Source organism: Nocardioides pymetrozini, from assembly GCF_046058985.1.
Lineage (GTDB): Bacteria > Actinomycetota > Actinomycetes > Propionibacteriales > Nocardioidaceae > Nocardioides.
In genome coordinates this window covers 279,560-291,562 of record NZ_CP175557.1, presented here as the reverse complement: position 1 = coordinate 291,562, position 12,003 = coordinate 279,560, and the positions used below count along the sequence as shown (strand labels likewise).

Below are 12,003 nucleotides of genomic sequence, written 5' to 3'. Positions count from 1 at the left end.
GTTGGTCATGGATGGACTGACCGAGGGAGTGGCTGGCGCCCGGATGCTCGCCCAGCCGGGGCTGATGATGGACTTCCCGCTCACGATCCATCACATTCTGCGCAGGATGAACGACGTGCACGGCGCGACCAAGGTCCTCACCCTGCTCGACCCGGAAACGGGCAAGTGCCACGAGCGCGAGTTCCGCGACGTCGTCGCCCGCGCCGGGCGGCTGGCGAACGCTCTGGCGCGACTTGGGGTTCGGCCGGGCGACCGGGTTGCGAGCCTTGCTTGGAACCACGTCGAGCATCTCGAGGTCTACCTCGGGGTGATGGGCATGGGCGCTGTCCTCCACACGATGAACCTTCGGCTGCACGGCGAGCAGCTTGCTTTCACCGTCGAGCACGCCGCGGACAGCGTCGTCATCGTCGACAGCTGTCTGTCTGCCCAGCTGGGGGAGATCATGCCGATGCTGCCTGGCGTGAGCAGTGTCGTCGTCATCGGCAATGACGAGGACGCGAGCGCCGCGCTCCCGGATGCGATCGACTACGAGCACCTCCTGGCACAGGAGAGCGAAGACTTCGCCTGGCCGGAGGTCGACGAACGATCGGCAGCCGCGCTCTGCTACACCTCAGGGACGACTGGCGACCCGAAGGGTGTGCTCTACTCCCATCGGTCCATCCTGCTTCATGCTCTTTCGATGTCCGGTGCGGACGTCTTCGGCATCAGAGGCCGCGACCGGGTGCTCGCCCTGGTGCCGCTCTTCCATGCCATGGGCTGGGGCCTGCCCTTCATCTGCGGCCTGGTGGGGAGCGACATCATCATGCCCGGACGCCATCTCAAGCCGGCATCGCTCGCGCGCTTGATAGACGACCACCGAGCGACGTGGACGGCAGGCGTCCCCACCTTGTGGCTCGACCTCCTGCACTATCTAGACGGTCTTCCGCCCGGCACCCACGACCTGACCTCGCTGGAGACGATCCTGAGCGGGGGCACCGCGGTCCCCGGAAGTCTCGCCAAGGAGTACGAGCGCCGATTCGGCGCTGTCATGATCGAGGGCTGGGGCATGACCGAGATCTACCCGGGCGCGACGGTCGCTCGGCCTGAAGGGCAGGGCTTCGAGACCGACGCAGACCGGGGCCGAAAGGGGGCCGGCCGCATGTCACCGCTCTACGAGCTCCGCCTCGTGGACGCCCAGGGTTCGCTGCTTCCGCACGACGGGGCGGCCACCGGCGACATCGAGGTCAGGGGACCGATGGTGGCGAGTGGCTACTTCAACGCATCGGAGGCGACCGCGAAGGCCGATCACGACGGCTGGCTGCGCACCGGGGACGTCGGCACGATCGACGCTGCCGGCCACCTGCGCATCACCGATCGCGCGAAGGACGTCATCAAGTCCGGAGGGGAGTGGATCTCCTCGCAGGACCTCGAGACGGAATTGATGGCACACTCTGCGGTCCGCGAAGCAGCGGTGGTGGGGGTCGCTGACGAGAGATGGGGTGAGCGCCCGCTGGCGTTCGCCGTGCTCGACGGGGCGACGACGAAAGAGGAGCTCACAGCCTTTCTCGCGAAGCGTGTCGCCAAGTGGTGGCTGCCGGAGCGCATCAGGTTTGTCGAGGCGATTCCGAGGACCACCACCGGCAAGCCCGACAAGCGGTTGTTGCGTCAGTGGGCTGAGGCCGGCCGCTAAGGGCGCGCGGCCTCCCGTCACTGGCTTCATGTTCGACATCGCAGCTTGAGACCGAAGGAACGGTGCTTCAAGATGACTACGGATCCACGACGCGAATTCGTCGAGAGCCTCCTCGGGGGCGACAGCGAGAAGGCGATCTCGTTCATCCATCCAGAATGCGTGACTCGCCACCCTCCGACCCTTCCGTACGGCGGAGATCTCATGGGCCCCGAGGGGTATCGACAATTGCAGGACGCTCTCTGGAGCACGTTCGACCTCGATCTGGAGAAGACCGACGTGCGCTACGTCGACGACGACCACGTCCTCGTCCGCTTCTGGGCGACCTTCATCCACAAGGTGACCCGCAAGACGGCCAAGATGACGGTGGCAGAGATCTACCGGTTCGAAGACGGCATGTGCGTCGAGCAGGACAACTACTACAAGTCGCCTGAGCTGGTGACTGCGTTGATCCTCGAGGCTCAGCGTTCGGTGGACGTCGGCAAAGCGTGACCTGTTCGAGAATTGGAGCTCCCTATGGTGTCTAAGTCCGATCGTCTCCCGCTGGCCGGGGTCCGCGTCGTCGAGATGACCGACGGTCTGCTGGACATGACCGGTCGGCTGTTGGCCGACCTCGGGGCAGAGGTCACGAAGGTCGAGGTCGTCGACGCCTCGGACAACCGGTCCACCGCCGCGAGTCAGGACGGACGCCGGCCTCTGCGCTTCCTCGTTGAGAACTTCAACAAGTCGAGCGTGGCTTTGGACCCTTCCTCGACCGCAGGGCTCGCGCAGCTGTGGACCTTGCTGGAGTCGACGGACATCCTGATTCAGGCGAGCCACCGAGCCGATGAGCAGGTGCTGGACAGCGAGGCCGTGCATGCCCGCTTCCCGCACCTCGTGGTGCTCTCCATCAGTGACTTCGGGGCGACCGGTCCCTATCGAGGCTTCGTCGCGACGGACCTCGTGCAGCTGGCCATGGGAAGCCAGCTGAGCCGGTCCGGCGTCTGGCCGCGGGAGCCGTGTCCGATGCCCTTCGACCTGGCGCACCAGTCCAGTGCTGCACAAGCCGCCTGGGCCGCGTTGGTCGCCTACTATGGAGGGCTCGAATCCGGGCACGGCGACTGCATCGACTTCTCCGTCTTCGAGGCGACGATCGAGGTGGTGGACCCACCGTTCGGCACCACCGGCACGGCAACGGCAGGGACGATGCGGTCTCAGGAGCCCGTAGATCCCGCCACCACGGAATGGACCAGGCCGAAGTCGAGGCCTTACCCGATCTATCCCTGCGCGGACGGCTACGTACGGTGCCTGGTGTTGGCCCCTGGCCAGTGGCAGGCGATGTTCAGCTGGTTAGGCGAGCCCGAGGAGTTCCGGGAACCCAGATTCCAGACCATCATCGGGCGCGACCAGGAGAAGGAGGCGCTGGGCCGAGCGTACGTCGAGCTCTTCCGTGGTCGCACAAAAAGTGAACTGGCTGCTGAGGGACAGACGCGGGGAATCCCGATCGCGCCGGTGTTGAACCTAGCGGAGGTCGTGGAGCAGGAGCACTTCAGGCAACGAGGAGCCTTCGTCGACGCCGAACTCGCCCCGGGCGTCGCTGCCGTGATCCCGTCGGGATTCGTGGAGATCGACGGGGAGCGGATCGGTTTCCGTCACAGGGCTCCGCTCCTGGGTGAGCACAACGACGCGTTGGCTTCGGTGGCCGGGGGAGAGGATTTTCCACCGGAGGTGAAGCGTCCGGGGCACCAGTGCGCCGCCCCGCGCGTGCTGCCGCTCTCTGGGCTGCGCGTGATCGACTTCGGCAGCATCGTGTTCGGGGCGGAGGTCGGACGGCTCTTCGCTGACCTCGGTGCCGACGTGATCAAGGTCGAGAACAGCGCCTTCCCTGATAAGTATCGCGGCGGCGCCGAGGCGGGCTCGTTGATTGCGAAGAACTTCGCCCTCGGCAACCGCGGCCGGCGCAGCTTCGGCGTCGACACCCGCACGGTCGAGGGGCGTGGCCTGGTGGAGCGCTTGGTCAAGTCGGCTGACGTAGTGGTCTCCAACTTCAAACCCGGCACGCTCGAGCGTCTCGGGTTGGGATACGCAGAGCTGTCGACAGTGAATCCGAGGATCATTTGGATGTCGTCGAGCGGGTTCGGCGACTCCGGACAGTGGGCGTCGTGGCTGGCCTACGGCCCTGCAGTCCGGAGCGCCGCGGGGTTGACCTCGATCTGGCACTACCCGGACGACCCAGGCGAGTTCGGCGACACCACCACCGTCTACCCCGATCATGCAGCAGCTCGGGTAGCTGGTCTCGCCATCCTTTCGGCGCTGATCCGACGGCGAGTCGACGGGACAGGTGCCAAGATCCAGGTGTCGCAGGCCGAGGTCGTGCTCAACCATCTTTCCGAGCAATTCGGGCGCGAATCCCTCGGGATCTTCGAGACCGAGCGCGACGGTGTTCCCTGGGGTGTCTACCCCTGTTCAGGCGACGACGAGTGGTGCGTGATCTGCGTGCGCGACGACGGTGACTGGGCTCGTTTCTGCGAGGCGCTGGGCAACCCGTCCTGGGCCGAGGACCCTCGCTTCGCCGATCAGGACGCCCGTTCGGTGAATCGGAAGGTCGTCGACGCCGCTGTGCGGGCCTGGACCGAGCAACATACCCCCGCGTTCGTGACGGAGCTCCTGCAGGAGCACGGCGTGCCGGCAGGGTCGATGAACAGACCGATTCAGCTCCTTGCAGACCCGCACCTGGCAGCCAGAGACTATCTGGCAGCGCAGGCCCAGCCCGGCTTCGACGAGCCGCTCACCACGGTGCGGCGTCCTTTCCTCGCTCGCCACATCCAAAGCGCCGCGATCAGCCCGTCGCCCGAGATGGCGCAAGACACCGAGACGATCTGTTCGGAGGTGCTCGGCATCCAAACCTCGGAAGCACAACGTCTCGTCGATGATGGTGTTCTGCAGCTTTCGAAGTCGTCGGCGCCGGCGGCTGGCGTCTCTGCGTCGTGATCGGGAGGTCGCCGTGGAGATGAACGCCTACCTCGAGCGGTTTCGCGCCGACGGGAGGGTTGCCGTCGTGACGGGCGCCAGCTCCGGTTTGGGGGTCGGTTTCACCCACTGCCTGGGTGCAGTGGGGGCATCCGTTGTCGTGGCCGCTCGGCGAGGAGATCGACTGCAGGAGCTCTGTGAGCAGCTGGCCAGCGAGGGCGTCCCCGCTCATCACGTCGTCATGGATGTGACAGACCCTGCGGGGTGCAAGGAGCTCGTGGCCGCGGCGGTGAGCCGGTTCGGCGCACTCGACATCCTTATCAACAATGCCGGCGTCGGTGGCTCGGTCCCGAGTCACAAGGAGGCGCCGGACCACTTCCGGAAGGTCGTCGATGTGAACCTGATGGGCACCTACTGGATGGCCCAAGCGGCGGTCGAGGTGATGCAGCCGGGAGCGGTCATCGTGAACGTCGCCAGCCTCCACGCGGTGACCGCATCACGCTTCCCGCAGGCGGCCTACACGGCGAGCAAGGCCGGCGTCCTCGGGCTCACGCGTGACCTCGCCAGTCAATGGTCGCAACGCCGCGGCATCAGGGTGAATGCGCTCTGCCCCGGCTACGTCGAGACCGAGATGACGAGTGCGGGCATCGAGCCGCTCTCGGCGATGGTCGAGGCAGGCAGCATCATGGGCCGCCTCGGGCGCCAGGACGAGATGGATTCGGCCCTGCTGTTCCTCGCGACCGACGCCTCGTCGTACATGACCGGCGCGGCGCTCATGGTGGACGGGGGCTACAGCGTCGTCTGAGGGCTGCCGACTCTTCTTGCCTGCAGTGGATGACCGACGCGAAGGACATCATGAACAGCACTGATCGCTTCGACGCGGGCATGGCTGTCCGCCGAGCCGTCCTCGGGTCAGAGTATGTCGACCGTGCCACCACTGGTGGTGAAGCTTGACTCAACTGCCGCTCCAGAAGCTCGTCACCGAGTACTGCTGGGGGGAGGTCTCGACGCAAGACGGTGTCAAGAACTGACGGCACGCGACCTTATGCCGGGGTCACGAGGCGGACGGCGTAGTGGGTGTAGCGGCGGGCGATCTCCAACGCTGAGAGCGCGCCGCTTTCGCTGTACCAGTCGTCCGCGGTGGCCCGATTGAGGATCCCGCCGAGCATTCCTAGCAGCACCCGTGCCGAGAAGTGCGGGTCTTCGTTGCTGTCGAAGATGCCCTCGGCGATCCCGTCCTTGATCAGCTCCTCCAGTTTGGCCTCGAATGCCATCCTCCGTTGCACGTACTGCGCCCGGGCCTCGGTGCCGAGGAATCGGAACTCGGAGTGGAGCAGGGCCAAGTCTCTGCGATTCGTGTAGTGCAAGACGACGGCGGTGATGTAGTTCTCGAACCGCTGCAAGACGTCGTCGCCGGCCTCCTCGAGGCACCGGTCGATGTGCATCTGCAGGTCGTCCATGGCGATGTTCAGGAGGGCGACGAGGATGCCTTCCTTGCTGCCGTAGTGGTAGTACAACGTGGGCATCGTCTGTCCGACCCCGGTCGCGATGTTCCGCACTGTCGTGCCGTGATAACCGTGCTCTTGGAAGTGGTCGAGAGCTGCCGCGAGGATCGGGTGCAGGGGGAGATCGGGATAGATGCGCCAGTCGTCCTCTGCATGACTTCCATCTGTCTCGATCGTCGCCTCGGCCATCGAGTTTCCTCCTTCGGGCGGGGGGACTAGCGAGCGGTAATCAGAGTCTATACGTCTGGGCGCCGGTCCTGCGTCAGGTCACGTGTGAAGGCGCCGTGGGCAGACACCGAGTCGGCACTGTGGTACGCTATCGAGCGCTATATACGACGCGGAAGGGCCGCATCCGGTGGGAGACTTCGTACTGAGCAGGGTTGAAGGCCGAGTCGGCTGGCTCGTCCTCAACGATCCTGACCGACTCAACCCCGTCACTTTCGACCGTATCCGCGAGATCAACGCGGCGGCAGAAGCCATGTCATCGCGCGACGACGTCCATGTGGTCGTCATCACCGGAGCGGGTCGCGGGTTCTGCGCCGGAGCGGACCTGTCGAGCAGCGGCACGTTCCTGGAGGAGAAGTCACCGCCGGGGAGCGGATCCATCATCGACGGCCCTGGACTGTGGACCCTCACGGCGATGCGCCAGCCCGTCATTGCGATGCTCAACGGAGCAGCTGTCGGTTACGGTTTCGAGCTCGCACTGCAGGCGGACCTCAGGGTTTCAGCGGCGGGCGCGCGCTTGGGGCATCCAGCGGCGAAGCTCGGGACGATCACAGACACAGGTGCTGCGACGTGGCTGCTCCCGCGTCTCGTCGGCTGGGGGGTGGCCGCCGAAGTGCTCTACACCGGGTCGCTGTACGACGCGTCCGACGCGCTCGCCATGGGCCTGGTGAACTACGTCGTCCCCGACGACGAGCTCACGGAGTTCACGACACAACTGGCCGAGACCATCGCCGCGAATTCGCCCTGGGCGCTGCGTACGACGAAGGGCCTGCTCTTCCGGGGCCTCCAGGAGCCCGCACGTGCGACCGTACTGGACCAGTTTCTGAAGGTGAACCAGGGCGATCCCAGCTACGACCCGTCGAGCCACTATGCGCGCTTCAGAGGCTGAGCTCCGACTCCCGGTGACGACGAACTACAGAAAGGTCTACATGAAGATCGGGATACTCGGCGCCGGATCGATCGGCACCATCCTTGCCAGGCGGCTGAGCGCTCGCGGCCATGAGGTCAGAGTTGCGAACTCCCGGGGTCCCGAGACGATAGGTAGAGACGCACTCATGCATGGTGCTGTGCCCGTCATGGCCACCGAGGCGGCAGTGGACGCCGATGTGGTGATTTGCTCGATCCCCTTCGGTCGCATCCCGAGCCTGGCGCCGTTCCTGGAGCGGACCCCGTCCGACGCTGTCGTCATCGACACCTCGAACTACTTCCCGAAGCGCGACGGGAGGATCGACGCGGTGGAGGCTGGCCAGGTCGAGAGCGTCTGGGTGTCGGAGAAGCTGGGGCGACCCATCGTCAAGGCCTGGAACGCGATCGCCGCCGAGTCCTTCGCGGACAAGGCGGCCGATTCCGGGCAGCGTTCGCGGATCGTTGTCCCCATCGCCGCTGACCGAGAGGCTGATCGCGTCACCGCGGCTCAGCTCGTGGAGGAGACGGGATTCGACCCCTTCGATGCCGGGACGATCGCAGAGTCCTGGCGGCTACAGCCGGCTGCCCCGGCATACTGCACGGAGCTGACGGCCGCCCAGCTGCCGAGAGCTCTGGCGCTCGCCGAGAAGGAACGTCTGCCACGCCGTCGCGAGCTTGTCATGGCGGTCATCGCCGAGCGAACCGACAACCTCGCTCACAGACGCGTGGGGTTCGGCGACTGGATGGTTCAACTGCACCGCGCCATCTGCATGTGACCCATGACTCGGAGGGATGCTAGCCGCGAGCAGAGGCCGGTCGGGAAGCATCAAGCTGATCTACCGCTGGGTGACGACTGGCGCGTGTTCGCTCCGTTGGAGCTTCTGCCGTCTCTCCAAGGAGCGATGGCGGTGTTCCCCCGGATGGGCTATCACGGTGCCACCGTTCGCGATCTCGCCAGCGCAGGCGGCATCACTGTGCCGACGCTGTATTACTACCACGGCGACAAGCAGCGCATCCTGTTCGACCTCCTGAGACTGGGGCTCCGTGAGCTGCTCGATCGTGCTGCTCAGGCGCGAGCCTCGGTCGCGCCCGATGTCGATGCAGAGCTCGACCGCATGGTCGAGGTTGCGGTCCTGCATGTCGTGCACCGACGGCAGCTTGCGACGATCGAGTCGGAGACTCGGTTTCTCGAGCCGCACAACCGGGCGGAGTACCTGGCGATGAGGAGCCAGTTCGATGACCAGTTCCTCGAGATCATCGAGCGAGGGGTCGATGAGGGATTGTTCCGGCTGAGCTACCCGAGAGAGGCGTGCCGAGCGATACTCGGAATGATCCACTCCGTGGCAATGTGGTATCAGCCAGCGGGCAGTCTGTCGCCGCCGGAGGTGGCACATCGGCATGTAAGAGCTGCGCGACGCATCGTCGGAGCGTCGCTGGTCGACGACGGCCGGTCAGCTGGCGGCAGCGGGTCGAGCTGGGGCCCACCCGCGTAGTTGCACCTAGCGCGAATTTTTTCATCCTCACCAGGCGGGAGCCGATGCGGGAATGGAAGAGATATGGCATTCTATCGAGCGTTAGGAACACCGATGTGATGGAGGTCCCGCCAAGATGACGACTTCGATTGATGTGCGGCCGGGTGAAGTGCTCCAGGCAGAGTCCGGTCGGGCGCGGGGGTGGGTCGAGGTTGCTCGGTCTCTTGCTCCGCTGGTGGAGTCTGAGGTGGCGCAGGGCGCTGAGGACAGGATCATCACCGCGAAGGTGGTGCAGGCCTGGAAGGACGCGGGGCTGTACAAGCTGTTGCTGCCGGCTCGGCTGGGTGGTGAGGGGTTGGACAGCGTGAGCTTCCTGCAGGTCGGTGAGGAGGTTTCGCGTCAGGACGCCTCGTCGGGGTGGACGTTCGCGATCCACACGGTGGGCACGTTGTTCCCGGGGCTCATCTTGACCGAGGACGCCTATCTCGACCTCCTCGGGCCCGATCGGGCCGGCATCGCTTGTGGTTTCGCTTTCGGCAAGGTTCCTGGTACGGCGCGGCCGGTCGAGGGTGGCTACTTGGTGCAGTCGGAGCCGATGCCGTTCGGGTCGGGGACGCAGCACGCCGACCGGGTGGCGAGCATGCTGTTCCTGCTCGACGAGAAGGGCGACAACGTCATCGGTGACGACGGGAGCCCGGTCGTGGTGAACTCCTACATCGATCGCAGTCAGATCGAGTGGCTCCACAACTGGAACCCGGCGGGTCTGCACGGGACCGGCTCGGGCCACTACCGGGTCAGGGAGCATGTGCTGGAGAAGAAGTGGCTCTCCTTGGCTGAGGGGGACAGGGCCGGCGACCCGGTGTATGCGCAAGGGTTCTTCGCGATCGTGCACATGCATCACTGCAGCGTCGCGCTCGGTGTGGCCAAGCGCGCGGTGGAGGAGATGGCGAAGTCGGCCAAGGGCCGGCGCCGGGGCGAGATCCCGGCTCTGGACGAGCACCCGCTGTTCCAGGCCGAGTTCGTCCGGGTCGACGCGGAGTATCGGTCTGCTCGGGCTTTGGTGCTCGAGGCGTACGGGAGCATCTGGGAGGCCGCTACCGAGGGGCGGGTGACCGAGCTGCACACCGCGCGTGTGGAGCAGGCAGCGTTGCACCTGCACCGCGTCCTGCGCGATATCGTCTCGACGGCATCGTTGTGGGCTGGGTCCGACGCCATCCCCCATGACAGCGCCATCGCCCGGCTCAACGCCGACACGGCCGTCGCGGTCAACCACCTCCTTCTCAGCCCCCACCAGGCCACCAAAGCCGCCCCCCACCTCCTCGAAGCGACCCTCACCGACCCCCAGACCCCCGCCTGATCCCGCGGCCGTGACGCACGGCTGAGGGGGAGAGCCGATTGCGAGCCGCCTCGTGAGTGAAGAGTTCACTAGTCAGCAGTTCCGACAGGTACTAGGGCAGTACCCCACGGGGGTTGTAGTCGTCAGCGCCCTGATCCCGGGGGAGCCGCCGGCTGCGCTGACGATCGGATCGTTCAACTCTGTGTCGCTAGAGCCGCCGCTGGTGGCCTTCTACCCCAGTGCGACCTCCAGCACTTGGCCGAGGATCCAGGCGCAGGGGCGCTTCTGCATCAACGTGCTTAGTGCTGAGCAGGAGGTCCTCTGTCGCGCGTTCGCTCAGAAGGGTGCCAACAAGTTCGACGGTGTCTCATGGCGGCCCGCGCCCGGTGGAGCCCCGATCATCGACGGGGCTGTTGCCTGGATCGATTGCGAGATGGAGTCGGTCCAGGTGCTGGGCGACCATCATCTGGTCGTCGGACGAGTCACCGCCCTCGACACCCAGTCTCGCGACCTGCCGCTGTTGTTCTTCCGCGGCGGCTATGGGCGATTCTTGCCGTCGTCCTTGGCGGCGTCTGATGCCTCGGTCGCCGAATTCTTGCCCGTCATCAACGTGATACGGCCAGAGCTCGAGCGGGTGGCGGCCGCGTCTGCGTCAGAGTGCCTCCTCGCGACTCGGGTGCGCGACGAGTTCGTGGTGCTCGCTGGCGCGGGAAGCAGCACCTCCAGGTATCGGAACCCTCCTTGGATGGAGGAGTCGACGTTGCGCGGCGGCGGTCCTACGCGCGTCGGTCGTCGGTTGCCCTACTTGGCTCCCATGGGAGCGGTCATGGCTGCTTGGGGGAGCGCCGCCGATGTGCCGCGGTGGATCTCTCCAGACGCCGGCATCGATCCGGCCGTGATGGATCGCTGGGGCGACTTCCTTACCACCGTCCGCTCACGCGGCTACGCGCTAGGTCGGGGCGACATCCCCTATGCCGCCTTGGAGAACGCCATCGACAATCGCACCGGTGGGGTGTGGGACGCGAACCTCCTGAGGGCCCTCGACGATGTGCGTGAGGCCGTCCTCGAGCAACCGCCCCTCGACGGTTCGCGGTCCAGCTACGACGTGCGATCTCTGTCCGTCCCCATCTTCGCCCCGCGCGGGAGCGTCCTGCAGATGGGTCTGTACGGCCTTGGGGACGACATGTCCCTCTTCAAGATCCGTCGCTGCATCGATCGACTCCTGAAGGCCAGCTGGAGCTGCACGCAACTGCTCGGAGGCGCAATGCCCGAAGGCTTTCCCCGACCCGAGTCCCAAGATGACGGCTACCAGTCGGACTCGTAGGTGGCGTCGAGCGGCTCGATTGCGCCTCGGTTGACCCCCACGGGGATTTTGAAGAAGTTCCACGCTGGTTCGTACGGTCTGGCCTCGGCCCAGTCGTAGATCGTCACGCGTCTTAGCACCTTCCAGATACCGTCGCGCTTCTCGAAGAGATCGCGATACCGGCCTCCGCTGAATCCGATTGTCGGCTCATCGATCATGCCGAGGTTGACGTTCGGCCCGGCTCCGAAGGCGCCGACGAAGAAGAAGTACGTCTCGACCGAGGCGCGGTCGCCCGCCCATGCCAGCACCTGCGGGATGCCGAGCAGATGATGCCGAGCCCGGCCATCGTCGTCACGCGATCTCAGCGCCCGCTCGAAGAGACCGGCTACATCGCCGTCATACATGCCGTGGTTGTCCGTGCCTCCCGGCCAGAAGACCGATCCCATCAGCTGCTGATCGGCGCGATCCACGGCCCTGGCGTAGCGGAGCATCACCGCTTGAATGGCGTCCACGTCGAGCAGGCGTCGTACTTGGGCGAGCTCCGTCTCGCTGAGATCCACGGCAACACTTTAGGACATCGCTTGATGATGCCCTGGCTAGACCGAGTGTCGATGGTGGGATCGCTGAAGCGCGTCGCATAC

Annotated in this window: 11 protein-coding genes; 9 read left to right on the top strand and 2 right to left on the bottom strand. The window is 65.7% G+C overall.

Translation table 11 applies throughout. The features are described from left to right. The first annotated feature begins 7 nt into the window (after positions 1-7). The 4 genes from ACJ5H2_RS23005 to ACJ5H2_RS22990 all read left to right on the top strand — a co-directional run bounded on the left by ACJ5H2_RS23005 (position 8) and on the right by ACJ5H2_RS22990 (position 5,420). Positions 8-1,669, top strand: a complete 1,662-nt coding sequence (locus ACJ5H2_RS23005; protein ID WP_408899776.1) for a long-chain-fatty-acid--CoA ligase — start codon at positions 8-10, stop codon at positions 1,667-1,669. 72 nt (positions 1,670-1,741) lie between these two features. Further along, positions 1,742-2,158, top strand: a complete 417-nt coding sequence (locus tag ACJ5H2_RS23000) for a nuclear transport factor 2 family protein (protein WP_408899775.1) — start codon at positions 1,742-1,744, stop codon at positions 2,156-2,158. A gap of 24 nt (positions 2,159-2,182) precedes the next feature. After that, entirely contained in the window at positions 2,183-4,636 is a 2,454-nt protein-coding gene (locus ACJ5H2_RS22995) for a CoA transferase (protein ID WP_408899774.1), read from the top strand. 19 nt (positions 4,637-4,655) lie between these two features. Beyond that, positions 4,656-5,420, top strand: coding sequence for an SDR family NAD(P)-dependent oxidoreductase (locus tag ACJ5H2_RS22990; protein ID WP_408899944.1), 765 nt, complete (start codon positions 4,656-4,658; stop codon positions 5,418-5,420). A gap of 238 nt (positions 5,421-5,658) precedes the next feature. On the opposite strand, the gene ACJ5H2_RS22985 is transcribed toward ACJ5H2_RS22990, so the two are convergent. Beyond that, positions 5,659-6,309, bottom strand: coding sequence for a TetR/AcrR family transcriptional regulator (locus tag ACJ5H2_RS22985; protein ID WP_408899773.1), 651 nt, complete (start codon positions 6,307-6,309; stop codon positions 5,659-5,661). Positions 6,310-6,475: 166 nt separating this feature from the next. Here ACJ5H2_RS22985 and ACJ5H2_RS22980 point away from each other — a divergent pair, with 166 nt between their 5' ends. The 5 genes from ACJ5H2_RS22980 to ACJ5H2_RS22960 all read left to right on the top strand — a co-directional run bounded on the left by ACJ5H2_RS22980 (position 6,476) and on the right by ACJ5H2_RS22960 (position 11,383). Continuing rightward, the gene (locus ACJ5H2_RS22980; RefSeq protein WP_408899772.1) at positions 6,476-7,234 is read left to right on the top strand and encodes an enoyl-CoA hydratase/isomerase family protein; all 759 of its coding nucleotides are present in this window, start codon (positions 6,476-6,478) and stop codon (positions 7,232-7,234) included. 13 nt (positions 7,235-7,247) lie between these two features. Next, on the top strand, positions 7,248-8,027 hold the full coding sequence (locus tag ACJ5H2_RS22975; protein WP_408899771.1) for an NADPH-dependent F420 reductase: 780 nt from the start codon (positions 7,248-7,250) through the stop codon (positions 8,025-8,027). A 126-nt stretch (positions 8,028-8,153) separates the two neighbouring features. Beyond that, complete coding sequence (locus ACJ5H2_RS22970; protein WP_408899770.1) at positions 8,154-8,744, top strand: TetR/AcrR family transcriptional regulator; 591 nt, start codon at positions 8,154-8,156, stop codon at positions 8,742-8,744. 226 nt (positions 8,745-8,970) lie between these two features. Beyond that, a complete protein-coding gene (locus ACJ5H2_RS22965) occupies positions 8,971-10,080 on the top strand; it encodes an acyl-CoA dehydrogenase family protein (protein ID WP_408899769.1) in 1,110 nt (369 codons plus the stop codon). A 52-nt stretch (positions 10,081-10,132) separates the two neighbouring features. Further along, on the top strand, positions 10,133-11,383 hold the full coding sequence (locus ACJ5H2_RS22960; protein ID WP_408899768.1) for a flavin reductase family protein: 1,251 nt from the start codon (positions 10,133-10,135) through the stop codon (positions 11,381-11,383). Here ACJ5H2_RS22960 and ACJ5H2_RS22955 read toward each other — a convergent pair. Next, positions 11,365-11,922, bottom strand: coding sequence for a nuclear transport factor 2 family protein (locus tag ACJ5H2_RS22955; protein ID WP_408899767.1), 558 nt, complete (start codon positions 11,920-11,922; stop codon positions 11,365-11,367). The genes ACJ5H2_RS22960 and ACJ5H2_RS22955 overlap by 19 nt on opposite strands. Positions 11,923-12,003 lie beyond the last annotated feature (81 nt).

Excerpts from the sequence above, each read along its gene's own strand:
- ACJ5H2_RS23005 (WP_408899776.1), top strand. The coding sequence starts at position 8 with ATGGATGGACTGACCGAGGGAGTGGCTGGCGCCCGGATGCTCGCCCAG.
- ACJ5H2_RS23000 (WP_408899775.1), top strand. The coding sequence starts at position 1,742 with ATGACTACGGATCCACGACGCGAATTCGTCGAGAGCCTCCTCGGGGGC.
- ACJ5H2_RS22995 (WP_408899774.1), top strand. The coding sequence starts at position 2,183 with ATGGTGTCTAAGTCCGATCGTCTCCCGCTGGCCGGGGTCCGCGTCGTC.
- ACJ5H2_RS22990 (WP_408899944.1), top strand. The coding sequence starts at position 4,656 with ATGAACGCCTACCTCGAGCGGTTTCGCGCCGACGGGAGGGTTGCCGTC.
- ACJ5H2_RS22985 (WP_408899773.1), bottom strand. The coding sequence starts at position 6,309 with ATGGCCGAGGCGACGATCGAGACAGATGGAAGTCATGCAGAGGACGAC.
- ACJ5H2_RS22970 (WP_408899770.1), top strand. The coding sequence starts at position 8,154 with ATGGCGGTGTTCCCCCGGATGGGCTATCACGGTGCCACCGTTCGCGAT.